This is a genomic window from Ornatilinea apprima (assembly GCF_001306115.1).
Classification (GTDB): domain Bacteria; phylum Chloroflexota; class Anaerolineae; order Anaerolineales; family Anaerolineaceae; genus Ornatilinea; species Ornatilinea apprima.
In genome coordinates this window covers 80829-105320 of sequence record NZ_LGCL01000004.1, presented here as the reverse complement: position 1 = coordinate 105320, position 24492 = coordinate 80829, and the positions used below count along the sequence as shown (strand labels likewise).

21 protein-coding genes and 1 pseudogene are annotated in these 24492 nt (G+C 59.4%); 12 read left to right on the top strand and 10 right to left on the bottom strand.

Going from position 1 to position 24492, the window contains the following annotated elements; all coding sequences use genetic code 11:
• From ADN00_RS01800 to ADN00_RS01755, 10 genes are all read right to left on the bottom strand, one after another.
• The coding region (locus ADN00_RS01800) for a Glu/Leu/Phe/Val family dehydrogenase (RefSeq protein WP_330218342.1) at window positions 1-487 on the bottom strand (487 nt) is incomplete at its 3' end.
• Between the two features lie 327 nt (window positions 488-814).
• Window positions 815-2278 carry an Asp-tRNA(Asn)/Glu-tRNA(Gln) amidotransferase subunit GatB gene (gene gatB, locus ADN00_RS01795; protein ID WP_075061242.1) on the bottom strand — a complete coding sequence of 488 codons (1464 nt, stop codon included), beginning with the start codon at window positions 2276-2278 and terminating at the stop codon, window positions 815-817.
• A gap of 579 nt (window positions 2279-2857) precedes the next feature.
• Window positions 2858-4066, bottom strand: coding sequence for a pyridoxal phosphate-dependent aminotransferase (locus tag ADN00_RS01790; protein WP_075061241.1), 1209 nt, complete (start codon window positions 4064-4066; stop codon window positions 2858-2860).
• A 28-nt stretch (window positions 4067-4094) separates the two neighbouring features.
• Window positions 4095-4307: a hypothetical protein gene (locus ADN00_RS01785; protein ID WP_075061240.1), complete on the bottom strand. Its 213-nt coding sequence runs from the start codon at window positions 4305-4307 to the stop codon at window positions 4095-4097.
• Window positions 4304-5317 (bottom strand): sugar phosphate nucleotidyltransferase, encoded by a 1014-nt coding sequence (locus ADN00_RS01780; protein WP_160317451.1) that lies wholly within the window; start codon window positions 5315-5317, stop codon window positions 4304-4306. Before ADN00_RS01780 ends, ADN00_RS01785 begins: the two co-directional genes overlap by 4 nt.
• A 181-nt stretch (window positions 5318-5498) precedes the next feature.
• Complete coding sequence (locus tag ADN00_RS01775; RefSeq protein ID WP_075061239.1) at window positions 5499-7223, bottom strand: M3 family oligoendopeptidase; 1725 nt, start codon at window positions 7221-7223, stop codon at window positions 5499-5501.
• Window positions 7220-8713 (bottom strand): Asp-tRNA(Asn)/Glu-tRNA(Gln) amidotransferase subunit GatA, encoded by a 1494-nt coding sequence (gene gatA / locus ADN00_RS01770; protein ID WP_075061238.1) that lies wholly within the window; start codon window positions 8711-8713, stop codon window positions 7220-7222. The genes ADN00_RS01775 and gatA overlap by 4 nt, the downstream gene beginning before the upstream one ends.
• A 3-nt stretch (window positions 8714-8716) precedes the next feature.
• Complete coding sequence (gatC, locus tag ADN00_RS01765) at window positions 8717-9004, bottom strand: Asp-tRNA(Asn)/Glu-tRNA(Gln) amidotransferase subunit GatC (RefSeq protein WP_075061237.1); 288 nt, start codon at window positions 9002-9004, stop codon at window positions 8717-8719.
• Window positions 9005-9521: 517 nt separating this feature from the next.
• Complete coding sequence (locus ADN00_RS01760; RefSeq protein WP_075061236.1) at window positions 9522-10259, bottom strand: class I SAM-dependent methyltransferase; 738 nt, start codon at window positions 10257-10259, stop codon at window positions 9522-9524.
• Between the two features lie 8 nt (window positions 10260-10267).
• A complete protein-coding gene (locus ADN00_RS01755; protein ID WP_075061235.1) occupies window positions 10268-11947 on the bottom strand; it encodes a sensor histidine kinase in 1680 nt (559 codons plus the stop codon).
• Between the two features lie 212 nt (window positions 11948-12159).
• Between ADN00_RS01755 and ADN00_RS01750 the strand changes: the two genes are divergently transcribed.
• From ADN00_RS01750 to ADN00_RS01690, 12 genes and pseudogenes are all read left to right on the top strand, one after another.
• Window positions 12160-12804, top strand: coding sequence for a sulfite oxidase-like oxidoreductase (locus ADN00_RS01750; protein ID WP_075061234.1), 645 nt, complete (start codon window positions 12160-12162; stop codon window positions 12802-12804).
• A 201-nt stretch (window positions 12805-13005) separates the two neighbouring features.
• Window positions 13006-13467 (top strand): GntR family transcriptional regulator, encoded by a 462-nt coding sequence (locus ADN00_RS01745; protein ID WP_082389794.1) that lies wholly within the window; start codon window positions 13006-13008, stop codon window positions 13465-13467.
• 114 nt (window positions 13468-13581) lie between these two features.
• Window positions 13582-14235: an SdpI family protein gene (locus ADN00_RS01740; RefSeq protein ID WP_075061233.1), complete on the top strand. Its 654-nt coding sequence runs from the start codon at window positions 13582-13584 to the stop codon at window positions 14233-14235.
• An 83-nt stretch (window positions 14236-14318) separates the two neighbouring features.
• On the top strand, window positions 14319-15260 hold the full coding sequence (locus ADN00_RS01735) for an ABC transporter ATP-binding protein (protein WP_075061232.1): 942 nt from the start codon (window positions 14319-14321) through the stop codon (window positions 15258-15260).
• Window positions 15257-16087: an ABC transporter permease subunit gene (locus ADN00_RS01730; RefSeq protein ID WP_075061231.1), complete on the top strand. Its 831-nt coding sequence runs from the start codon at window positions 15257-15259 to the stop codon at window positions 16085-16087. Before ADN00_RS01735 ends, ADN00_RS01730 begins: the two co-directional genes overlap by 4 nt.
• 18 nt (window positions 16088-16105) lie before the next feature.
• A pseudogene (locus tag ADN00_RS20505) lies at window positions 16106-16869 on the top strand (YhfC family glutamic-type intramembrane protease).
• Between the two features lie 309 nt (window positions 16870-17178).
• A complete protein-coding gene (locus ADN00_RS01715; RefSeq protein ID WP_075061228.1) occupies window positions 17179-18492 on the top strand; it encodes a nickel-dependent lactate racemase family protein in 1314 nt (437 codons plus the stop codon).
• Window positions 18493-19186: 694 nt separating this feature from the next.
• Window positions 19187-19915 (top strand): prolipoprotein diacylglyceryl transferase, encoded by a 729-nt coding sequence (locus ADN00_RS01710; RefSeq protein WP_075061227.1) that lies wholly within the window; start codon window positions 19187-19189, stop codon window positions 19913-19915.
• 94 nt (window positions 19916-20009) lie between these two features.
• The gene (locus ADN00_RS01705) at window positions 20010-20879 is read left to right on the top strand and encodes a nitrilase-related carbon-nitrogen hydrolase (RefSeq protein ID WP_075061226.1); all 870 of its coding nucleotides are present in this window, start codon (window positions 20010-20012) and stop codon (window positions 20877-20879) included.
• A gap of 9 nt (window positions 20880-20888) precedes the next feature.
• Complete coding sequence (locus ADN00_RS01700) at window positions 20889-21755, top strand: NAD+ synthase (RefSeq protein WP_075061225.1); 867 nt, start codon at window positions 20889-20891, stop codon at window positions 21753-21755.
• 5 nt (window positions 21756-21760) lie between these two features.
• The gene (locus ADN00_RS01695) at window positions 21761-23032 is read left to right on the top strand and encodes an MFS transporter (RefSeq protein ID WP_160317450.1); all 1272 of its coding nucleotides are present in this window, start codon (window positions 21761-21763) and stop codon (window positions 23030-23032) included.
• 90 nt (window positions 23033-23122) lie between these two features.
• Complete coding sequence (locus tag ADN00_RS01690) at window positions 23123-24484, top strand: MFS transporter (protein ID WP_075061223.1); 1362 nt, start codon at window positions 23123-23125, stop codon at window positions 24482-24484.
• The last annotated feature ends 8 nt before the right edge of the window (window positions 24485-24492 follow it).

The window sequence follows — 24492 nt, the reverse complement described above, 5'->3', positions numbered from 1 at the left end:
AGTATTCGTCCATCATCCAGCCCATCATCTGCGGGGTGGTGCCCACGTCGGGGGCGGGCACGTCTTGGCGCGGGCCGATGTTCTTCCACATTTGCTGCACCCAGCCGCGCACCAGGCGCTCTTTCTCGCCGAGCGAGAGGGTGGCCGGGTCAACGATCACGCCGCCCTTGCCGCCGCCGAGGGGAATATCGACCACGGCGCATTTCCAGGTCATCCACATGGCCAGGGCGCGCACGGTGTCGGCGGTTTCGGCGGGGTGGAAGCGGATGCCGCCCTTGTTGGGGCCGCGCGAGTCGTTGTGCTGCACGCGGAAGCCCTCAAACAAGCGAATGCTGCCGTCATCCATGCGCACGGGGATGCGAAAGTGGTATTCGCGCAGCGGCCAGCGCAGAAATTCGCGCACCTGCGGGTCTAGGGCCAGCAGCTCGGCCACATGGTCAAATTGTGCTTGAGCCATTTCAAACGCATTCGTTACAGAAGCCGTCATCGAGTAGGTCTCCTATTCACGATTTCCAAAGGTTTGATCGACTGCATTTCCGGTTGAAGGCGCGCTCCTCAGGCACAGGCGATAAATAAGCGGACACACCGGTTGTGTCCGCTTGGAAATCACCTTATGTTTCCTGAAATATAGCAAAGGATCAGCACAGCTCCTCCACCACGTTAATCTGCCTTAAGAGTAGCAAAATCGGGCGGGGGCGTCAAGATGACAGAATTCTCTTATTCTGGTGATATGTATCAATGTCTGACAAATAAAAATACCGCTGCGCGGATGCATTGTCACGCGCAGATCGTGAAGAAGATCACGTATGTCCCACTATCGCTGAGATTTGCGTTCCTGTAGCTGTTTTTCAAGCTCTTCGCGCACCACCTGGGGGTTGGCCTTGCCGCGCGCGGAGCGCATCACCTGGCCAAAGAACCACTGCGCAAGGGTCTCTTTGCCGTTGAAGTACGATTCCAGCTCTTTGGGGTTGGTTTCCAGGGTCTGGCGCACCAGGCGCGCAATGGTCTGCGCGTCCGAGATCTGCTCAAGACCCTGATTGCGGATGATGTCGTCTGCCTGGCGGCCGCTGCGCAGCATTTCAACCAGCACGCTTTTGGCAGTGTTGGCGTTCACGCGCGCGTTTTTCACGTCTTGCAGCAGGGCGGCCAGCCCGGCCGGGGTAACCTTAATGGTCTGGATGGTTTCACCGCTCTGGTTAAGCCAGCCAAACAGCTCGCCGGTGATCCATACACCCACCGTCTGGGGGTCCAGATCGGGGTTGGCGCGCAGCACCTCTTCAAAATAGTTGGCCACCGCCTGCTCAGAAATCAACTGCTCGGCAATGGCTTCGGCCACACCGTAAGAGCGGATAAAGCGATGGGCCTTGGCGCGCGGCAGCTCGGGCAGGGTAGAGGCGATAGCTTCGATCCAGGCCGCGTCCACCACCAGGGGCGGCAGGTCAGGCTCGGGGAAGTAGCGGTAATCGTGGGCTTCTTCTTTGCTGCGCTGCGAGAAGGTAACCTCATTGGTCTCGTCCCAGCCCAGAGTTTCCAGGCGCACCGGCTCGCCGCGCTCCATCATGGCGATCTGCTGCTCAATCTGGTAGGCGGTGGCGCGCTCTAAAGCGCGGAAGGAGTTAAGGTTCTTGATCTCAACGCGGGTGTTGAGTTCCTGGCTGCCTTCCGGTCGCACCGAGACATTGGCCTCAAAACGGATGACGCCCTTTTCCATGTCGCCGGTGTTGACCCCCAGGTAGCGCAAAATGGCGCGCAGTTCCTGGGCGTAGGCGCGCACTTCTTCCACGCTGCGCAGGTCGGGTTCAGTAACAATCTCCAGCAGGGGCACGCCGGCGCGGTTGAGATCGATCAGGGAATAGGCCCCGTCTTCCTGTTCCACATGGGTGAGCTTGCCGGTGTCTTCTTCCAGGTGAGCGCGGGTGATGCGAATGACCTTTTCACCCTGCGAGGTGTAAATCGTCAGGCGGCCGTCTTTGCAGATGGGATATTCGTACTGGCTGATCTGATAGCCCTTGGGCAGATCGGGGTAGAAGTAATTCTTGCGCGCGAAGAGACTCATCGGCGCGATTTCACATTCCAGCGCCAGGCCAACCCGCACAGCGTATTCCACGGCTTTTTCGTTGACCACAGGCAGCACGCCCGGCAGCCCGCAGCAGACCGGGCAAACCGCGGTGTTGGGGGCGGCGCGGGTGGGGTCTACCACCGGGCAGGAGCAGAACATTTTTGAGTTGGTGGCCAGTTCGGCATGCACTTCCAGGCCAATGACGGCTTCGTATTTCATTCAGTTCACTTTTCCGGGAGGTTCAGCGGTGGGATCAAGGTGAGATTAAAATTTCGTCCATTTTACCACAAGCGGTTGGGGGCCGCACCCGCTTTTTGGGCGGACAGCCGTCCGCCCCTACAGAAGAGGGCGACTCTATTCCCTTTCTGCCGTTAAATCCAAACGTGATAATGGTGGGTTTCGGGGCGGCTAGCTTGCCGAAGCACCAACATTCTCGCGCCCCTGCACCCACCCTACTTTTCTGCTCTACGCCGGTGCTCTGGTAGGGTGGTGTGGAGGCGGCCGATCCTTTTTGAGTCATGATGATTTCATCACCGCCCGAAACCCACCGTTGAATCCAAACGTGATAATGGTGGGTTTCGGGGCGGCTAGCTTGCCGAAACACCAACATTCTCGCGCCCCTGCACCCACCCTACTTTTCTGCTCTACGCCGGTGCTCTGGTAGGGTGGTGTGGAGGGCGGCCGATCCTTTTTGAGTCATGATGATTTCATCACCGCCCGAAACCCACCGTTGAATCTTCGGGCGGACAGCCGTCCGCCCCTACAGAAGAGGGCGAATCGCACCACCCTTACATAAGGTTACCTGGCGTGTCGCTCAACAAACCGGGCGATGCGTTCCAGGGCCTCTTCAATCTGGTCGTAGGCGGTGGCGTAACAGGCGCGCACAAACCCTTCGCCGCCCGCGCCGAAGGCCGATCCCGGCACCACAGCAACGCGCTCCTCGTGAAGCAGCTTCTCCGAAAATTCTTCGTCGGTCATGCCAGTTACGCTGACCTTCGGGAAAGTGTAAAACGCGCCTTTCGGCTCAAAGGTGGGCAGCCCCATGGCATTGAATTTTTCCACCATCAGCCGGCGGCGGCGGTCATACTCGCCCACCATTTGCTTTACAAACGGCTCGCCTTCTTGCAGGGCGGTGATGGCGGCCGACTGGGCAGTGGTGGGAGCCGACATGATGGTGTACTGGTGCAGGCGCACCAGGCCTTCAATAATATCCGGCGGGCCGGCGATAAAACCAATGCGCCAGCCGGTCATGGCGTAGTCTTTGGAAAACCCGCCCAGCAGCAGGGTGCGGTGGTACGCGCCCGGCAGGGTGGGAACGCAAACGTGCTGATGATCGCCATAAACCAGACGGTCATAAATTTCATCTGAAACCACAATCAGGTCATGCTCTTCCGCGATCTCGATCACTTCTGTGAGCGCTTCGCGGGGGGCCACCGCGCCGGTCGGGTTATTGGGATAGCCCAGCAGAATGGCGCGCGAGCGCGGGGTCACAGCGGCGCGCACAGCGGCCGGGTCGAGGGCAAAGTTGTTCTCCATCGTACTGGGCACTTCCACCGGCACGCCCCCGGCCATGTGCGCTTCGGCCTGGTAGGCCACAAAGCAAGGCGTGGGGATAATCATCTCATCGCCGGGGTTGAGCAGGCCGGTAGCGGTGAGATACAGCGCCTCAGACCCGCCCACGGTTACAATAATTTCCCGCTGGGGATCATACTCCACACCGTAGAGCTTTTTAAGATGGCTGGCAATGGCGCGACGCAGTTCAATGAGACCGTGATTCGAAGTGTAATGCGTCTCTCCCTTGCGCAGCGAGCGAACACCCGCCTCAAGGATCGGGTCGGGGGTGGTGAAATCAGGCTCGCCAATACCAAGCGAGATGACATTGTCCATGGTGGACACAATATCAAAGAACTTGCGGATGCCAGACGGCTTAAGGCTGGTAACCCGGTTGGAAAGATAGCTCCTCGGGCTGTGGGTGGATGTTTGCGGTTTGCTGGGCGCGGCACTCATCGGATAGGTTTACCTCCTGAACAATCAACTAGACAGGAATAACCAGCCACTCATCGCGGTATTCCTGGTACTGTAACTCATAAATCCGGTCGCCCTGTACGCGAACACGGAAACCTTTTCCGCCGGGAAGGCGGTATTCACGCAAAATTTCCAGCACTTCCAGCCGTTCTTCTCCCACCCGCACAGCCAGCGGCCGCTGCGGATAGGAGGCCCCAGCGTAACACTCTACCGAATCGCTCACCGGGTAATCTGTGAATTATCTCCCACATTCAAGCGATCGGGCTGGCCGGTGAGGATCACACGGTCACCGATCAGGCTGTCAGTCAGAATCATCTGGTCAATGGTGGATTCGTCACCGATGATCGAGTTACGAATCACGGCTTCGCTGACCTTGCAGTTCGCGCCAATTGACACATTTGGGCCAATCACAGCATGGCTGACTTCGGCGCTGGGGTCAATATAGACAGGCGGAACCACTACCAGTCCATCCTGGCCGGCGTAACGCTGGCTGTTGTCGCAGCCGTGATGAAGCAGGTAGCCGTTGGTCTCCAAGGTGGTTTCGGGAATGCCCGCGTCCAGCCAGATTTCCACCGGCACCGTACGGAAGATCTGCCCGCGCTCGAGCAGAATATTGACCGCGTCGGCCAAAAAATACTCGCCCTTCAGGGTGGTGCCGCGGCGCATCTGCTCTTCAATCGCGTCGATCAGGTCTTCGCCGTTCTTGAAGTAATAGAACCCCACAATCACCAGATTGTTGCTGATATCCTGCGGTTTTTCAATCAGGCGGGTTACGCGGCCTTCGGGGGTGACCTGCGCCACACCAAAGCGGCGCGGATCGGGCACGGGTTTAACCCAGGCCAGGCCGTCGGCATTTTCAGCTGCCAAAAAAGACAGGTCGGTTTCGATGAGCGTATCTGAAAAGGCCATCAGCGTGGGGCCTTTGAGGTAATCACGCGCCAGGTAGAGCGCGTCAGACTGCCCGCGCATCACAGCCTGGATGAGGTACTGCACCTTTTTCTCGGGGTGGAACTTCTCCATATGCTTCTGGATGGGCGCTTTGCCCTGCTCGCCGGTGATGAAAATATATTCCACGTCCCAATCCACGGGCAGGCTCTTGAATTGATCCAGGGCATAGTCCAGCACCGTGCGGCCGGCAATCGGCACCAAGGGTTTGGGCTTGCTCCAGGTATGCGGGCGCATCCGGGTTCCAAAACCAGCCATCGGCACAGCGATTTTAATTGTCTTGGTCATGCAATTCTCCCCATTCGAGTATTTGCTGCCATTTATTGTAACATTACTACGCCAGATTCCAACTTGCAAAGTGCTTACCAGATCAGCGAGGCGCAGCGGCTGATTCGGCCGGTATGAGCAAAGAGCCACCATCTGGCAGGCAATCGCGCGATGGTGGCTCTCAATACAGTCTACTTCGCGGTTATCCGATTTGCGTGAGCAGCTTGTCGGTTTGTTCTTCGATCAGGTCCACCGCGCGTTTAAGCGTTTCAGCGTCGAAAGCCAGCCGCGCGCCAGCCGCTTCGTACAATTTGGGCAGGCTGGCCGTGCCGCCCAGGCGCAGCGCCTTGCGGTAATTTTCCAGCGCCGAAGCCTGATCTTTGAGGGCGTTGGCCCACACCTGCACCGCGCCGAGCTGGGCCAGGCCGTACTCAATATAGTAGAAGGGCAGGGTAAAGATGTGGTGCTTGCGGTGCCAGCCGCAGGCCAACACGTCTTCCAACCCGCTCCAATCTTCGGCGGGGATAAAGCGCTGCCATTGTTCTGTCCAGGCGGCGTCGCAATTGGCCGGATCTTTGGCCTTTTCGGGGTTCTCGTAGACCCAATGCTGGAAAGCGTCAATGGTGGCCATATACGGCCAGAAGACCAGGCCATCATCCAGATGCTCCACAATGGCGCGCGCGGCTTCTTGGGGGGTGTAAAAGCCGCCCTGGTCTTTGGTGAGGTAAGGCGTGGCCAGCAGTTCCATGCCCATCGAGGCCACCTCGGCAAACTCCAGCGGGGTTTGCGTCTGCGGCAGGTAGGGCAGATGGAAGGATTCAAAGGCGTGGAAGGCGTGCCCGCTCTCATGCAGAGTGGTCTGTACGTCGTTGTGCGTGCCAATGGCGTTGGCAAAAATAAACGGACGCTTGCTGACGGCGTAGGTGGTGCAGTACGCGCCAGAGGCCTTGTTCTTGCGATTGGCCAGGTCTAAAAAGCCCTCGCGCGCCATGGTGTCGAAATATTCTCCTAACTGCGGATCGACATGATGGAAGACCGCCGAAGCCTTTTCTTTCAGCTCTTCGATGGTGGCAAAGGGTTTGAGGGGCGGTTCAGCAATCGGCAGACGGCCGAGCGGATCACGGGTGATGTCCCAGGGGCGAATGCTCTCCACGCCCATCTTCTGGCGGTGGCGCTCGTACACACGTTTGGAAGCCGGCACAACCACTTCTTCAATCGCCTTGTGAAAACGCTTGCAGTCCGCCGGTGTGTAGTCAAAGCGGTTGAACTGCTGCCAGCGGTAGTCGCGGTAACCGGGCTTGCCGGCATTGGCGGCCATTTGCAGGCGCAGATCAAGCAGTTCCACCCACTTCTGGTTGGTTTTTTCGCGGTCGCGCAGCGCCACTTCGGCGCCCATGCGCCAGGCCTTCTCGCGCACATCGCGCGGGGCGCTTTGGGTTTCGGTGAGCAGCTTGAGCAGGGTTAACTCCTGGCCGTTCCACTCCACCGTCTGCGCGCCGAGGATTTTCTCGTACTCGTTGCACAGCTTTTGCTCTCTGGCCTGCAGCGGCAGGTTCTCTTTGCGGAACAGTTCGGCTTCGGAGCGCATATTGCGCAGCGGAATTTCAAACCCTGCGGGTTCCAGGCCGCTTTGCACCAGCTTTTCTTTGAGCGCCTGCTCGGCCGACATGGCCGGCGGGAAAATGGTATCCATAAAGTGATCAAAACGCGCTTCGGCCTCGTGGTCGGCGGTGTAAGCGGAATGCGCCACATAGAGGCGGTTATACAGCTCGTCAAGGTGCTCGCTGATGCGCGACCAACCGGCCAGCCAGCTTTGCAGGTTCTCGCTGGAGAGTTGGGTTTCGATCAGCGCCTGATAATGCGGGGCAAAATCGCTCCACTCCCATTTCATTAACGCTTCAGTCGATTCAGGAAAAACGCCTGTCATTGATTGTCCTTTCTATCCAAACCTTCTGGGATTTGTAAATGCCAGTCGGTGGCCTGCTGGTAGGCATGCGCCGCGCGCAGCAGCGCGTCTTCGCGGAAGTGCGGCCCCATCAACTGCATGCTGACCGGCAGCCCCTGGCTGTCAAACCCGACCGGGAAGGCAATCCCCGGCACACCGGCCAGGTTGGCCGGCAGGGTGAAAATATCTTCAAGGTACATTTCCAGCGGCGAACCGCTGTGCTGCCCGATGCGGAAGGCGGTGGTGGGCGCCACCGGGGCGGCGATTACATCCACTTCGTTGAAGGCGCTTTCAAAATCATGCTTGATGAGGGTGCGTACCTTCTGTGCCTGGCCGTAGTAGGCGTCGTAATAACCGGCGGAGAGGGCGTAGGTGCCCAGCATGATGCGGCGCTTGACCTCGGCGCCAAAGCGCTTGCCGCGCGTGTTGAAGAACATCTCCCACATGCGCTCGCCTTCCTCGCGCGGGCCAAAACGGATGCCGTCGTAGCGCGCCAGGTTGGCCGAAGCCTCGGCGGGAGCGATGAGGTAATAAACCGGCAAGGCGTAGGCGGTGTTGGGCAGGCTGATCTCAACGATCTGCGCGCCCATCTGGCGGTAGGCCTCAATGGCGGCGCGCACGCCCTGTTCCACTTCGGGTTGAATGCCATCTATAAAATATTCTTTCGGCACGCCCACACGCAGGCCCTGGACGCTGGCCTGGTCCAATCGAACAGAAGGAACGGGCAAATCCATTGAGGTGGCGTCGCGCGGGTCGCGGCCGGCGATGTGCGGCAGAATGAGCGCGGCGTCTTCAGCGCTCTGCGCCAGCACGCCCACCGTATCGAGCGAAGAGCCATAAGCCACCAACCCATAGCGCGAGACGCGCCCATAGGTGGTTTTCAGGCCGGTTACCCCGCAAAAAGCGGCCGGCTGTCGCACGCTGCCGCCGGTATCGGTGCCCAGGGCGGCGGGGACAATGCGCGCGGCCACCGCCGCGGCGCTGCCACCCGAAGATCCGCCGGGGACGCACTCCAGGTTCCAGGGGTTGTGGGTGGGGCCGTAGGCCGAGTTCTCGGTGGACGAGCCCATCGCAAACTCATCGGTGTTGGTTTTGCCCACCGTAACCACGCCCGCCCTCAACAGGCGTTCCACCGAAGTGGCTGTGTAGGGCGGGATAAAATTCTCTAAGATTTTAGAGCCGCAGGTGCAGCGCACCCCCGACTGCGCCAGCACATCCTTAATCGCCATCGGCAGACCCAGCAACGGGGGTAGTTCGATGGAAGGGTCCTGCCGCCAGGCGGCGTATTTGCGGTCGGCCTCATCAGCCTGGCGCAGCGCCAGCTCGGGGGTGGGGGTGAGGAAGGCGTGCAGGCAACCATTCAGGGCCTCCAGTCGCTGGAGACAGGCTTTGGTCAGATCGTAGCTGGTGATGTCCCCCTGGCGCAGAGCGTCGAGGGTGGCGCGGACCGACATAACGTTTTCGGCTTTCATGGGCTACTCCAGCACCGGCGGCACGCGGAATTGGTGATTCTCGGTCTGGGCAGCGTTACGCAAAACGTCGTCCGCGCTCAGTCCCTGCTCGGCAACATCCGGGCGCAGAACGCTGCGCGGAGGCAGCACGCTGGATGTGGGCGGGATTCCGCTGGTATCCACCGACTGCAGGCGGGCGGCATATTCCAGAATATCGGAAAGCTGCTGGCGGAAGGATTCGAGTTCTTCCGCGGTCAGGTCCAATCGGGCCAGCTCGGCAATGTGTTCGACTTCAGATTGGGTCAGGCTCATGAGAATTATTATATCAAGAGTTCCACAGGCTGGGGATGATTTGTTGGTGGGTGCGTTCTTCCGTAAGGTCCGGTTCTTCCGTAGGGTGCAGCGGCACCGCACCGCCTTCGTGAAGGCGGGCTTACAACATCAATCACCATCGCGGGTAGGGTGGGTGGAAGGCGGGAAAACTGCTTCAAAGGTAAACCGGCGTACTGGCCCGCCTGAAACCCACCAATGGGTTTATCACCGGCGGGTTTCGGGCGGGGACAAAATGACTCTGCCTCAAGAAAGACCGTCCGCCCTCAACACCGCCCTACAAGAGAATCGCAATCTTCGGTAGGGTGGGAGCAGGGCGGGTCGAACTGATCAATGGTAAACCCGCATAGCTACCCGCCCGAATCCCACCAACAAAAGCCAATGGCGGGTTTCGGGCGGGGACAAAATGGTTTTGACACAAAACAGACATTCCGCCCTCAACGCCGCCCTACAAGAGAAATGTTCTTTCGTAGAATACAACAACCCTGCCGGGGTTGGGTCAGGCCGTCTTTTCGACCACCCAGAAATGCGACAGCCCCAGATGTTTGAGGGGTGTCTTTTCCAGAAACTGCAGCACGGCGCGCAGGGCTTTGCCCAACGCGGGGCGGCGGGCGATGATGTTGTCGTACGCACCAAAGATCACCGTGCGCTGTACCACCTTCACCGGCAGGCCGGCAAACAGGGCTTGCAGGTCGCGCGTGGTGTAGACGTTGACATGCGGGGCCAGCCGGTCGCGCCAGGCGCGCGGTAGATAATTGACCAGGGGAATGTTCCCAAAATGGTAACGCCCGCGCCAGTAGATACCGTGCGTCTCAAAGGGATAGCCTCGGTTGGGGCAAAAGAGCGTGAGCCGCCCGCCAGGCTTGAGCACGCGCACAATTTCGCGGATCACCTGCCGGTCGTCGTTGACATGCTCAATCACTTCATGGCTGAGCACCAGGTCAAATTCTTCGGCGGCGAAGGGCAGCGTCTCACCAACGGCGCACAGCGTGTTCAGCCCCAGGGCGCGCGCTTCCTTCGCGCGCTCAAACTCCACTTCCAGGCCGGCGGCCAGGCTGGCGCGCTCGGCGAGGCGCCTGAGGTACGCGCCCACACCGCAGCCGTTTTCCAGCACGCGGCCCTGAGCGCGCTCACCGGCGGCGTCGAGAATCATCGTCAGGCGGCGTTCCTGCCCGGCGCGCCACACATAAGAAGGCTCGCCGCGCAGAGCGGCTTTTTGAGAATGTTGTTCGCCCATGAATTTGGTCAGCTTTCGTTGGAATGCGGCACCCAGGCCAGCACAGTGGTGCCTTCACCCGGCTCTGAGGAAATGTCCACGTCGCCGCCCACGTTGCGCGCGCGGGTCTGCATGTTGGGCAGACCGTGGCCCAGCGCCAGGCGCACTTCGTCGGGTTCAAAACCGCGCCCGTCGTCGCGCACTTCCAGCAGGGCGCGGTCAACGGTGCGCCACAGGTTAACATAAACGTGGTGGGCGCGGGCGTGCTTGGCCGCGTTGGCCAGCGACTCCTGACAGATATGGAAAAGCGCCAGCGCCGGGGCGTCCGGCAGATCGGCCAGGCCGTCGGCGGGGCCCTGCAACGAGACTTCCACCAGGGTGTTGGCGCGGAATTCGCTCACCAGGCGGCGGATGCCCTGCAGCAGGTTTTCATCGTGCAGTTGGTGCGGGCGCAGGTCTAAAATGTAGGCGCGAATGTCGCGAATAGTGCTGTTCAGGGAGTCGATTGCCTGCACAATGCGGTTGTAGGCTTTGTCGGGGTCTTCACGCATCAACAGGCGGGCATGCTCCAGAATTAATCCCACGGCATAAATAGACTGAATCACACCGTCGTGCAAGTCCATGCCGATGCGCTCGCGCTCTTCAAGCACGGCCAGGCGGCGCTGCTGCAGGCTGAGGTGCACATTTTCGAGCGCGGTGCCCACCCAGGAAGAGATGGCTTCAATGAACTGCTTTTCAGTCTCATCGATGGGGCGCGGGCGTTGGGTTCCCACACACAGCACGCCCTGCACGCCCTGGCGTCCGTTGAGCGGGAAGCAGACAATCTGAGTGAGGTGATGCTCGGTCACCGAGTAATCGAGCTTGCGCGTGTCGCTGCCGGGGATGTGAATATGCATCGGCGCGCCGCTTTCGGCGGCCTGGCCCACCGCTCCCTCGCCCATGCGGAACTGCGGCTGCGACCAGAGCTTGCGCACCGGGCTGCCCTGGTGGTGCACCAGGCTGAGGCGCTTGCTGTCGCCCTGGATGAGATAAACCTCGCCCACTTCGAGTTGCAGGCTTTCAAGCACCTGATGAATGGAACGCTCCAGAATTTGATCAATATCGGTGGAAGAAGCCAGCGCCGCGGCCAGGTCGTTGATTAACGCCAGGTTGCGGTTCTTCTGGGTAAGATCGGCTTCGTTTTCCATCAGTTTGGCATAGAGTTTGGCGTTGCGGATGGCGGTGGCGGCGTAGGCGGCAAAGGTCTGGATGATCTGCTCGTCGGCTTCGGTAAACTCGCCGCCGTCAATTTTGTTGGTGATGTAAATCTGCCCCAGGTGCTCGCCGCCGTAAAGGATGGGCACACCCAGAAAGCTGTTCATTTGCGGATGATGTTTCGGGAAACCGGCGCTGCGCGGGTCGCTGCCGATGTCCGGCAGGCGCATGGGCTCGTCGGCACGCATCAACTCACCGATCAGGCCGAGACCGCGCGGGGGGTGGGGCATTTTCGCGATGTCTTCCGGCAGCATGCCCACCGGCACAAACTGTTCCAGCTCGCCATTCTCGCCCAGCACACCCACAGCGGCATAACGCGCGCGCGCCTGGCGGCAGGCCTCTTCGGCAATGCGCTTCAACAATGCGTCAAGAGAGCTCTCCTTGACCAGGTCCACGCTGGCGCGGTGCAAGGAGGCCATTCGCTCTTCAAGTTGCTCGCAGGATAAAGTATCCATAGGGTTATCCATTGAATTTTACCCGATGTCGCCGGTAACCGTCAATTTTGGTCAAAACAAGCTCGTTACCAGAATCAAACCAGGTTTATTTGGATATTTTATCACATTTTTGTCCGATTTAGAAGCATGCCCCGGGGTTCGCCCTCAACCCTCTACAGGCTTTTTACCCCGCCCGGCAGGCTGGTATAATCGAAACAGGAGGACCGCAGACAATGGACGGAATTTTTCGACGAAAAGAAGAAGAAAAACGTATGGGCGCCGAAGGCCGCCTGCCCCCCGGACAGGCGCTGACCAACAAGTTCCCGGTGCTTCATTATGGAACAATCCCCACCGTTGACCTGACGACCTGGACCTTAAGGATATGGGGGGCTGTAGAGCAGCCCTTTGAACTGAGTTGGGAGGAATTTAACCGCCTGCCGCGCACCACACTGCACATGGACATTCACTGTGTAACGCAGTGGAGCAAGTTCGACACCACCTGGGAAGGCGTTGCGCTGCGCACACTGATCGACGAGGGGCTGCTGCGCCTGAAACCTGAAGCGAAGCACGTGCTGCAGCACGCCGATCACGGTTACACCACCAACCTGCCGCTGGATGTGATGCTGCAGGATAATTTTCTGCTGGCCACGCACTTCAACGGCGAGCCGATCACGCCCGAACACGGTTATCCGCTGCGCGGGGTGGTGGGGGCCATCCCCGGGCGGGCCGACCTGAAAACGCCCTATTTCTGGAAAGGGGCCAAATGGCTGCGCGGGTTGGAATTTCTGACCCAGGACCAGTTGGGCTTCTGGGAGAAGGCGGGCTATCACAATGACGCCGATATCTGGAAGGAACAGCGTTACGCCAGCCAGGGTTGAGGCGGTTTTATATTCGGAAGAAGAAATTGATTGGGTCAACGGGAGCCGAGCGGCTCCCGTTTTGCTTTCCGTCCGGGCGAATCCAACCATTGGGGACTGGCCATCTGGCTATTGACAGGCAGACAAAAGCTGATTAAAATCCGATACAATTATACAATGATACAATAAGACAATTTTACGGGTAAGCAGACAGGAATCGAAATGGAAATGCAAAAAGACACCGCGCTGGACAAAATCTACATCGACTTTCAATCGGGCGTGCCGATTTACGTGCAGTTGATGGAGCAAATTGAGAATCTGGTGATGGGCGGGCAACTCAAACCCGGCGATCAGATGCCCACGGTGCGCCAGCTGGCGGCCGAGCTGGGCGTCAACTTTAACACCGTGGCGCGCGCCTACCGTCTGATGGACGAAGCCGGGATCATCTCCACCCAGCAGGGGCGCGGCACGTATATCCTCGCGCCGGAAAAACTGGAAGAAACCCAACTGCTGAAAATGGAAGTGCTGGACTGGCTGACGCAGCGCTTCTTTGCCGACGCGGCTTACAAAGGCTTCAGCCTGGAAGAAATTCGCGCCGCCTTTGAAAAAGAATGGAGCGACTGGATGAGCCGCCGTGATTTGGCGGCTGGCGCTGACGCCCCGCAAGATACCTCCAGCGCCTGATGGGAGCCAGGTCTGCCTTGAGAACGGATTGAGCAACAACCGCAGCCTTCGCCCGCCAGGAAACAACCGGCAAAGGCTGCGAATTTTTTATCCAATATCAAATTGAAGAAAACCATGAAAACAAAAACAACCCTTATCATATCTCTGCTGATCATCGCGCTGGTGTTCGTCTCCGGCTGGCTGGTTTACAGCCAGATGCCGGGACCGGTGATCACCCACTGGAATGCCCAGGGGCAGCCAGACGGATACTCGTCCAAAACCACGGCCATGGTTCTGATGCCGCTGATGATGCTGTTTACCAGCGCGCTGCTGTTTGGCGTTCCGCTGATTGACCCGCTGCGCAAGAATGTTGAATCTTTCCGCGGCATTTACAACCAGACCATTCTGGTAGTGAACGGGTTCTTATTGGTGGTGCACGTTGTGAGCCTGGCCTGGAACATGGGCTGGCGTATTAACATCAACGTAGTCATGCTGGTGGCGGTGGGGCTGATGTTGTTCCTGCTGGGACGCCTGATGTCGCACGCGCGGCGCAATTACTTCTTTGGCATCCGCACCCCGTGGACGTTATCCTCGGACCTGGTGTGGGAGAAAACGCACCGCTTTGGCGGAAAGGTGTTTCAGGTAGCCTGCGGCGCGCTGCTGCTGGGCGCGCTGATCCCCGACGCGGCCTTCGCGGTGATAATGCTGGTGGTCTTGGGTTCCGCGCTGGTGCCGGTCGTGTATTCCTATGTAGTTTGGCGGCAGATCGAACAACAGGTCGGGCAGTAATCATTAAATGTTTCACGTGAAACATACGCTTGAAAAAAAAACAAAATGTTTCACGTGAAACTTTAACACAAAGGATAACGAACATGATAGAACCAGTCATTGAAGTAACCCAATTGACTCACCAGTATAACGGGCACGCCGCCCTGGACCAGTTGAGCTTTAGCGCCCAAAAAGGGACGGTGGTGGGGCTGCTGGGGCCAAATGGGGCCGGTAAAACCACCACGGTGCGCCTGCTGAACGGTCTTTTCCCGCCGACCAGCGGGCAAATGCGCGTGCTGGGCTTTGACCCCGCCCGGCAGGGCGGAGAGCTGCGCCGCCGCACCGGCGTGCTGACCGAAACCCCCGCGCTCTACGAACGCCTGACCGCCCGCCAGAATCTGGCCTTTTTCGGCACATTGTGCGGGTTGAGCGCGGCAGAAGTTTCGGCGCGCGCGCAGGAACTTCTGGATTTCTTCGAGCTGCGCGAACGCGCCAATGACCGCGTGCAGACCTATTCCAAAGGCATGAAGCAGCGCCTGGCCATCGCCCGCGCGCTGCTCAACCGCCCGCAGATCCTGTTTTTGGATGAGCCTACCTCCGGCCTGGACCCGGAAGCCTCTCAGCAAGTGCACGAACTGATCGCCAATATCCGTGATCAGGACGGCCAGACCGTAATTTTGTGCACCCACAATCTGTTTGAGGCCGAGCGATTGTGTGACAAGATGGGCATTCTCAACCGCGGACGCCTGCTGGACTTTGGCAGCCTGACAGAACTGCGCCAGCGCCACGCCCCCGGTCTGTGGCTGCAGGTGCGCTTTTACCAGTCTGCGCCAGCCGCCATTCCCTCGATCAGCGGCCTGATGGAAGCTGTGATGGAAAACGAGCTGACCTGGCGCTTGAAGGTCAGCGAAGAGGCGGTGGTTCCCGCTCTGGTGAGCCAGATGGCCGCCAGCGGCGCGCAGATACTTTCACTGCAGCCGCAGTCGTTGTCATTGGAAGATGTCTATTTCAAATTGCAGAACGCACAGAAAGAAGGTGTGCAATGAACCCACGCATTTTACTTGCCATCGCAAAAAAAGACCTGCTGGAAGTGCGCCAGAATAAAGCGGCCTGGATGCCCATGATCATTGTGCCGCTGGTCTTCATCATCGTATTCCCGCTGATTATCCTGGTTTTGCCGCAGCTCTCCGGCCAGGCCGCCGAGCAGATGATCAACGACCCCGACATGGCAATGATGTTTGAGCGCCTGCCGGGCATCATCGCTGACAAAATCGCTGGCATGAACCCGATGCAGTCGATTGTGGTGATGATGCTGGGCTATTTCTTCGCGCCCATGTTCCTCATCTTCCCGCTGATGTTCTCCACCACCGTGGCCGCCGAATCCTTCGCCGGGGAGCGCGAGCGCAAAACTATGGAAGCCCTGCTTTACACGCCGGTTTCGGATACGGAATTGTTCTTCGGCAAAATGCTGGCCGGGCTTATCCCTGGCATCTTCATCTCATGGGCCAGCTTTTTGTTGTACAGCGTGGTGCTCAACGCCGCCGGATGGCCGCTGTTTGGCGAGCTGTGGTTCCCCCTGGCCACCTGGTACCCGCTGATCTTCTGGGTTACGCCCGCTCTGGCCGTGATGGGCGTGGGGCTGACGGTGCTGATCTCGTCCAAAGTGCAGACCTTTATGGGCGCGTACCAGGCCAGCGCCTCGCTGGTGATTTTAGTGGTCGGGTTGATGCTGGGGCAGTTCGCCGGGGTGGTTTACCTGAGCGTGGGGGTGGGCATGCTGATCGGTCTGCTGGCCTGGATCATCGCCGGGGTGATGGTGTTTGTGTCGTTCCAGAACTTTAACCGCGCCAAACTGCTGGTCAGCGGCAGTTAAACACAGAAGGATACCAACATGCTGGAATTCACATTTCTTCTGGCAATCCTGATCGAATGGGCGGTGCCCTTTGTGCTGGCCTTTCTCATCGCGCGCCGCTACCGGGCTGCCTGGGGATTATTCTGGGTGGGGGCGCTGGCTTTTGCCGCTTCGCAGATCGTGCACATCCCGCTCAATCTGGGCATCTCGGCTCTGTTCCGCAATGGGCTGATCCCCGCCCCGACGCCCGAAGCGGCCATCGCGGTGAACGCGGTGCTGGCCGGCACCACCGCCGCGTTGTGCGAAACCCCGGCGCGCCTGATCGCCCTGCGCCTGCTCAAAGAGCGCGGCCGCGATTGGGGTTCGGCGCTGATGGTGGGCGCCGGGCACGGCGGGATTGAATTCTCTTTGTGGGGCTGCCAGTGATGATGAATTTCGCCATCATGCTGCTGGCGCGTGAGCAGGGCGCGGCTGCCTTTGGCCTGCAAGACGCGCAGGTGCAGCAGTATTGGAGCGCGCCCTGGCACCTGCCCCTGGCCGGGGCAGTGGAGCGCATCACCACCATCGTGCTGCATGTTCTGTTGACCAGCCTGGTTTGGCTGGCCGTGCGTACGCGCAACTACTTATGGTTTGGCACCGCGCTGCTGTGGCACGCTCTGACCGATTCACTGGTGGTGCTGCTCGCGTCGGTAGAAGTCTCCATCTGGACGATTGAAGCGGTGCTGGCGGGGATCATGATCATCAACCTGGTAGGGCTGTTTCTGCTCCAGCGGCGCTACGGCGCGCTGCCAGCCGAAACATAAATAGAATACTTGTTCTACTATAATCAAAAAACTCTAACAAAACTCTTAACGAACTTCTGGCACAAAAGAACAAAATGTGATAAACTATTCAACGGCAGACGCCTGGGTGCCCCCCTCACCCTGGCGTTTGTCCTTTAACGGGCTTTTCCTGATCAACGCTCTTCTGTGGAAGAGCGTTTTGCGTTAAAAACCAACTTCCCCATACACCCGACCACCTCCCGGCCATCTTTCCTTTGATTTTTCATCCCCAGGCGTGTACACTAATAATCAGCTTATTCATCTTCTTCACCTTTATTCGAGGATTAATCAATGAGTCAAAAAATATCTTTCCCCTGGGGCAGCAAAAGTATTGACCTGGAACTGCCCGAAACCTGGACCTTGATGGGCAATATGGAGCCCGCCTCGCGCGTGGGGATCGACGACCCGCACGCCGAAACCGAAGCGGCGCTGCGCGCGCCGATTGGGTCACCACGCCTGGCAGAGCTGGCCGCGCACGGCATGAAGATTGCCCTGGTGATCGATGACGACAGCCGCCCAACCCCGGTGAAGGATATTCTGCCGGCGGTAGCGCGCGAGCTGCAAGAATCGGGGGCCGCGCTCAGCCAGGTAACGGTCGTACCGGCATTGGGCGTGCACCGCCCGATGACCGAAGAAGAAATCGCCCGGCGGCTGGGCCAGGGCTGGCTGGAACAGATGAACTGGGTGCAGCACGACTGCGACGACCCCGAGAAACTGGTCTACCTGGGCGATACCTCGCGCGGCACGCCAGTGTGGTTCAACAAAACCGTGGCCGAAGCCGACCTGATCATCTCGATTGGCTGCATCGAGCCGCACATCATTGCCAGCTTTGGCGGCGGCTACAAGAATCTGCTGCCGGGGGTGGCCGCGCGCCAGTCCATCGCCCACAACCACGCCATTAACTGCCAGCCAGAGACCTTCAACATGGTCGGCCAGCCGATTGAAAACAACCCCATGCGACTCGATCTGGAAGAAGCCGGGGGCATGCTGAAAGCGCCCGTGTTTGTGATCAACGCCGTGCTGAACAGCGCCATGCAGGTGGTGCGCATTGTGGCCGGCGACCCGATTCAAGCCCACCGCGAGGGCGCGCGCACCAGCGCCGAGATCTTTGGCTGCCCGCTGCCGCGCCTAGCGGACGTGGTCATCACCGCCTCGCGGCCCATGGACCAGGACCTGCGCCAGGGGGTAAAAGCCCTGGCCAACACCATCCGCGCCCTCAAACCGGGCGGGGTGATGATCACCCTGATCCGCGCCGAAGAAGGTGTGGGCGTGTTTGGGCTGGCCAACCGTAAGCTGCCGGTAGGAAAAACAATGCTGCGCCTGCTGGCTCCGCTGCTGCTGCCGCGTATTGGCAAATTGAATCTGAAAGGCATGGGCGAAGAAGATCGCTTCTTCCTGTACTTCGCCTTGCAGGCCATGCTGCACGGCAAGCTGCTGCTCTATGCGCCTACCATCCCCGCCGAGATCCATGAGCGCATGCCCTTTGTGGAGTTCGTCGGCAGCCCGCAAGAGGCGCTACAGATGGCCATGAAGAAATACCCGGCCAAAGCGGATGTGGTGGTCTTCCCCTATGGGGGCAGCAGCTACCCGATTTTGCCGGAATAATTTTTTCTAGAATAAATGATTTCACAGGGCAGGCCTCGGCCTGCCCTGTGTTTTCATATTAATTTTCTCTTGTAGGGCGGCGTTGAGGGCGGACGATTTTCTTTGCGCCAAAACCATTTTGTCCCCGCCCGAAACCCGCCGTTGGCTTTTGTTGGTGGGATTCGGGCGGGTAGCTGCGCCGGTTTACCATTGATCAGGCTGAGCCGCCCTGCTCCCACCCTACGGAAGATTGCGATTCTCTTGTAGGGCGGCGTTGAGGGCGGACGATTTTTTTTGCGCCAAAACCATTTTGTCCCCGCCCGAAACCCGCCGGTATCTTATTGGTGGGATTCGGGCGGGTTGCTGCGCCGGTTTACCATTGATCAGGCTGAGCCGCCCTGCTCCCACCCTACCGCAGATTTGGTTCTCTTGTAGTATTGAATGCCCGCTGCCGGTGCGGCGGCGCCGCACCCTACGACTCCACGACGGACTCTTTCTCTCCCCCAAAATCCGCGCTTCATGGATTTTGGGGGAGCCGGAGGGGGGCTCCGCCCGAAACCCGCCGTTTTCTAGATTGGAAAAAATCGCAATTAACCGCCATTCTTATGTAGGGATGCGTCACCGTCTTAAAAAAACAAAATCCGCACCCATCCGCTCATTTTTTCAGTTTTCTTTTATTACCAGCGTGGTATCATAAAAGTAAAGGAGGATGGTCGTGAATCCCTATGCGCTGTGGATGGGTATGGGAGCCTCATTTGGGCTGTGGAACCTGGCGCGTAACGCGCAGCCAGGGCAGGCCATGTCGCGCCTCAACAGCGGATTGATCATCCTGGCTTGCAGTTTGTGGGGCGCGCGCTTTTCCTACGTCTTGCTCAGCCTTCCTTATTACCTTCAGCACCCGCTGGAAATCTTGCAACTCTGGCAGGGCGGATTCACCTGGCCGGGAGCTGTGCTGGCCGCTTTGCTGTCCATCTACTTGATCGCGCGCAAGCGCGGCCAACCCTTTGGACGAATTGCCGACCAGCACGTCAGTATTCTGCCGCCGCTGGTCATTTTATCCTGGCTGGGCTGCTGGCAGACGGGCACCGCCTACGGCATGCGCATGCCCACCGATATTTTCTGGGCCTTTCCCTCATTAGACGAAACCGGCGAGCTGGCCCCGCGCTTCCCGGTGCAGTTAATCGCCGCCGTGCTTTCGCTGGACCTGTTCTGGCGGGTGGAATCATCGCATTTGCGTCCTGACCAGCCGGGGCGGCGCGCCAGCCTGGCCGGACTGGCCCTCTTCAGCGTGTATTTCTTTGTCTCTCTGCTGCGCGCAGACCCCGCTCCCAAACTGCTCGGCCTGCGCTACGATGCCTACCTCTCTGGCGTGCTGCTGCTTATCAGTCTGGGCGCCTTTCTGAAAACTACCCACCGTTTTGAAAAGTTATCCCCCGCCAGCTAGTCATCCCGGATTGCTGAGCGGTCTCTGCCGCTGGCGATGTTGGTAGTAAAATAAGACAGCAAAAACCTGCTGATCGATTCGTATTGAGACAACCATGAAAATCAATCTCGCGCTCGCCCAAATCAACACCCGTCTGGGTAAGGTTGAAGACAACCTGGAAAAACACCTGGCCTATATTCAGGAGGCAACCTCCAACGGTGCGGACCTGGTGGTATTTCCGGAACTTTCACTCACCGGCTATGTGCTGCAAGACCTGGCCTCGGCTGTGGCGCACAAACCGGTCAGCACCGACCCCGTCTTTCGCCCGCTGCTGGAAGCCAGCCAGAAGGTGGATTTGATGGTGGGGTTTGTAGAAGAAGACGCCCGCAGCCGCTTCTACATCTCGGCCGCCTACCTTTCGCGCGGCGAGGTGCTGCACGTGCATCACAAAGTGTACCTGCCCACCTACGGTCTGTTTGACGAGAGCCGCTTTTTCGCCTGGGGCGATTCGTTGGAGGCCTTCGACACGCCCTTCGGCCGCCTGGGCATGCTCATCTGCGAAGACTTCTGGCACGCTTCGCCGCCCTACTTGCTGTGGCTCGACGGCGCGGACATTCTGCTCTTCCAATCCGCTTCGCCCGGTCGCGGCTTAACCTACGAAAGTGAGCTGAACACCGCCCACTGGGTCGATCACATCAACCGCGCCTACGCCAGCCTGTTCACCTCCTTTGTGGTGCACTGCAACCGTGTGGGTTTTGAAGACGGGCTGAACTTTTGGGGCGGCGCTTCGGTCTATGATCCCAACGGGCAGGTGCTGCTGCACGCATCGCAATTTGAAGAGACCCTGGCGATGTGCGAAATTGACCTGAACGAGCTGCACCGCAGCCGCGCGCGCCTGCCGCTGCTGCGCGACGAGCGCACCGCCCTGGTGCAGCGCGAGCTGAACCGCATTCTCACCAGCCGCCAGAGCAATTGCGGGAGATAAAAAAGCCTGATGAAAAAACTTCCCATCACCATCACCCGACCCAAAAAGAAAACCATCTCCAACCTGGAGATTAACGCAGAACTGGCACGCCAGATCCTCACCGGCTTCGTCCGCTCAGAGATCACCCGCACCGGCTTTACCCGCGCCGTGCTGGGCCTCTCCGGCGGCATCGACTCGGCACTCTCCTGCTTTCTGGCAGCCGAGGCCCTGGGGCCGGAAAACGTGCTGGCGGTGCGCATGCCCTACCGCGCCTCTTCAGCCGACAGCCTGGAAGACGCCCAGCGCGTGATCGATGCCACCGGCGTGCAGTCCATGACAGTGGAGATCACCGAAATGGTCGACCCGCTCTTCGCCAAATTTCCCGACATCACCAACCAGCGCAAGGGCAATATCATGGCGCGTGAGCGCATGATCATCCTCTACGACCAGTCCGAGGCCTTCAAAGGTCTGGTGGTGGGCACCGGCAACAAAACCGAAATTCTGCTGGGCTATTCCACCCTCTTTGGCGATTCGGCCTGCGCCCTGAACCCAATTGGCGACCTGTATAAAACCCAGGTGCGCCAGCTTTCACGCCATCTGGGCATTCCCAGCTCGGTGATAGACAAAGCCCCCTCGGCTGACCTGTGGGCAGGGCAAACCGACGAAGGCGAGCTAGGCTACACCTACGCCGAGGTAGACCAGCTGCTCTACCTGCTGATTGACGAGCGCTACACCCCGCAGGAATGCGTGGAAGCTGGCTTTGCTGAGGGATTTGTGCGCTCGGTGGTCGAGCGCGTGCGCCGCAACCAGTTCAAGCGCGTGCTGCCGCCCATCGCCAAACTCAGCAACCGCACCATCGGTTACGACTTTCTATACCTACGCGATTGGGGGACCTGATCCCGTTGCACCGTCCCTTGTTGCATCTGCCCCCCGCCCTGCGCCATCGCAAGTTTGCCCTGCTGTGGGCCAGCCTGCTCATTTCCTACGCCGGTTCCAACATGCAGTTGTGGACGCTCTATTGGCATTTAAGAGACCTGTCCGACCAGCCGGTGGTGGTGAGCGGCATTGGACTGGCGCGCTTCATTCCCATGCTGGCGTTTGCCCTCTTCGGCGGGCTGGTGGCCGACCTGTTCAACCGCCGCCATATTATGTTTGTCTCTCAATTGACCATGATGGCCATCGCAACTGCCCTGGGGGCGCTCACCCACAGCGGAATGATCCAGATCTGGCATATTTTTGCCCTCACCGCCGTGCAGGCCGTGGCAGCCGCCTTTGATATTCCCGCCCGCCAGTCCATCATCCCCAACCTGGTCTCCAAAGAAGACCTGCCCAACGCCTTCAGCATGAGTTCCATTGCCATCAATGTCGGCGCGATCATCGGTCCGGGGCTGAGCGGTCTGGTGATCAGCCGCATGGGGCTGGACGCGGTTTACTGGATCAACGCCGTCAGCTACATTGCCGTGTTGGTTGCCGTATTGGTGATGGGCAAAGTGCAGCAAGAGACCGCTGCCGCCCCCGGCAGCCGGCGCAAGGCCTTCTCGTTGGAATCGATCCGCGAGGGCATCCAGTTCATCCTGCACCAACCGATGATTCTTTCCACCATGCTGCTGGACTTCTTTGCCACCTTCTTCTCCACCGCCGACACGCTGCTGCCCTTTGTGGCGCGCGACATTCTGCGCGTGGATGAAATCCGCTACGGCTGGCTGGCAGCCGCGCCCTCGTTGGGCGCGATGAGCGTGGGCCTGGTGGTTTCGCAACTGCGCGGCATTCAAAACCAGGGGCGGCTGCTGCTTTCGGCGGTAACCATTTACGGCGCGGCGACCATCCTGTTTGGCATCTCGCAGCAGTTCCTGCTGGCCATGGTGGCCCTGTTCTTGATTGGCGCGGGAGACTCGCTGAGCGCCATTATCCGCAACACCATTCGCCAGATTCACACCCCCGACCGTCTGCGCGGGCGCGCTATCAGCGTCAACCAAATCTTCTTCCTGGGCGGCCCTCAGTTGGGAGACATCGAAGCCGGTCTGCTGGCGCAGGCCTTCGGCACGCCCATCGCGATTATCACCGGCGGCATTGGCTGCATTCTGGCGGTGATCGGCATCGCCCAGCGCTGGCCGCAGCTACGCAGTTATAACGGCGACGAACCCCGCCCGGCCACCAGCCCGGAAGCCGCCTGATCCACTGCGCGCGGGGGGTGCAATCGCGCGCGCGGCATGCTATAAACAATATATTCCTCAAACCATAAGCACAGCGGAGCGAACAACCCCATGCGCGAATCCACGTTGCCTTTCAAGACCAAGCTGCTCTACGGTTTTGGCGATATTGGTTTCAGCCTGACCACCACTATCCTGGGCGCGTTTTTTGCCATCTTTCTCACCGATGTGGTGGGGCTGGCGCCGGGGGTGGCGGCGATTGCCATTTTTGTCGGGCGCAGTTGGGACTACATCAACGATCCGCTGATTGGCCACCTGACCGACCGCACGCGCACGCGCTGGGGGCGGCGACGTCCGTTTCTGCTCTTCGGCGCGCTGCCCTTTGGTCTGGCCTTCTGTCTGCTGTGGCTGCGCCCGCCCTTTGAGAGCCAGGTGGCGCTGGCGGTATATTACGCGCTGGCTTACCTGCTCTTCGACATGGCCGCCACCTTTGTCTACATGCCCTACTACGCCCTCACCCCCGAACTGACCTCCGATTATGATGAGCGCACCTCGCTGACCAGCTTCCGCATGTTCTTCTCGATTGTGGGCAGCCTGGTGGCGTTTACCGTGCCGATCATGCTGGTGGGCGGTTTCAACCCCGAAAATTTAGAGCGGGTGGCCGTGATGGGCGCGGTTTTTGGCGCGGCCAGTGTGCTGCCGCTGCTGAGCGTCTTTTTTGGCACGCGCGAGCGCGAAGAGTACATGCACCAGGAACAGCCCAGCCTGCGCGACTCGTTCAAAGCCGCCCTGCAAAACCGACCCTTCATCTTTGGCGCGGTGATCTTTTTACTCACCTGGGTGAGCGTGGATATTCTGCAGGCCACTTTGCTGTATTTTGTCAAATACATTCTGGGTCGTGAGGCGCAGTCCGACCTGATTATGGCGGTTATTTTTGTAACGGCGATGATCTCGCTGCCGTTGTGGAATTACGCCGCCCATCACTGGGACAAGCGCACCGCCTACATTTCAGGCATTTCCTTCTGGGCGGTGGTGCAGGTGGTGCTGATCACCACCGGGGCAGCCACACCCCTGCCGCTGGTCATCTTTTTATGCGTGCTGGCCGGCATTGGCGTGGGCGCGGCGCACGTGCTGCCCTGGTCGATCCTGCCGGACGCGATTGAGTGGGACGAGTGGAAGACCGGCACGCGCCACGAAGGGATGTTCTACAGCCTGATCACCCTGATGCAGAAGGTGGCCTCCTCGCTGGCCGTGCCGCTGATTTTGCTGCTGCTGGAGATGACCGGTTACCTGCCCAATTCGGCCGTGCAGCCTGCGCGCGCCTTGTGGGGCATTCGCTTCGCCGTGGGTCCCATTCCGGCGCTGCTGCTGTGCGGCGGCCTGCTGTTTGCCGCCCTTTACCCGCTCAAACGCCAGGAATATCGCGACCTGGTGCAAGACCTGGAAGCGCGGCGCGCCTCGGCCGCCCCGGAATAAGAGACCGC

Coding starts and splice junctions, on each gene's coding strand:
- gatB (WP_075061242.1), bottom strand. CDS start 2,278: ATGAAATACGAAGCCGTCATTGGCCTGGAAGTGCATGCCGAACTGGCC.
- ADN00_RS01790 (WP_075061241.1), bottom strand. CDS start 4,066: ATGAGTGCCGCGCCCAGCAAACCGCAAACATCCACCCACAGCCCGAGG.
- ADN00_RS01780 (WP_160317451.1), bottom strand. CDS start 5,317: ATGACCAAGACAATTAAAATCGCTGTGCCGATGGCTGGTTTTGGAACC.
- ADN00_RS01775 (WP_075061239.1), bottom strand. CDS start 7,223: ATGACAGGCGTTTTTCCTGAATCGACTGAAGCGTTAATGAAATGGGAG.
- gatA (WP_075061238.1), bottom strand. CDS start 8,713: ATGAAAGCCGAAAACGTTATGTCGGTCCGCGCCACCCTCGACGCTCTG.
- gatC (WP_075061237.1), bottom strand. CDS start 9,004: ATGAGCCTGACCCAATCTGAAGTCGAACACATTGCCGAGCTGGCCCGA.
- ADN00_RS01760 (WP_075061236.1), bottom strand. CDS start 10,259: ATGGGCGAACAACATTCTCAAAAAGCCGCTCTGCGCGGCGAGCCTTCT.
- ADN00_RS01755 (WP_075061235.1), bottom strand. CDS start 11,947: ATGGATACTTTATCCTGCGAGCAACTTGAAGAGCGAATGGCCTCCTTG.
- ADN00_RS01750 (WP_075061234.1), top strand. CDS start 12,160: ATGGACGGAATTTTTCGACGAAAAGAAGAAGAAAAACGTATGGGCGCC.
- ADN00_RS01745 (WP_082389794.1), top strand. CDS start 13,006: ATGGAAATGCAAAAAGACACCGCGCTGGACAAAATCTACATCGACTTT.
- ADN00_RS01740 (WP_075061233.1), top strand. CDS start 13,582: ATGAAAACAAAAACAACCCTTATCATATCTCTGCTGATCATCGCGCTG.
- ADN00_RS01735 (WP_075061232.1), top strand. CDS start 14,319: ATGATAGAACCAGTCATTGAAGTAACCCAATTGACTCACCAGTATAAC.
- ADN00_RS01730 (WP_075061231.1), top strand. CDS start 15,257: ATGAACCCACGCATTTTACTTGCCATCGCAAAAAAAGACCTGCTGGAA.
- ADN00_RS01715 (WP_075061228.1), top strand. CDS start 17,179: ATGAGTCAAAAAATATCTTTCCCCTGGGGCAGCAAAAGTATTGACCTG.
- ADN00_RS01705 (WP_075061226.1), top strand. CDS start 20,010: ATGAAAATCAATCTCGCGCTCGCCCAAATCAACACCCGTCTGGGTAAG.
- ADN00_RS01700 (WP_075061225.1), top strand. CDS start 20,889: ATGAAAAAACTTCCCATCACCATCACCCGACCCAAAAAGAAAACCATC.
- ADN00_RS01690 (WP_075061223.1), top strand. CDS start 23,123: ATGCGCGAATCCACGTTGCCTTTCAAGACCAAGCTGCTCTACGGTTTT.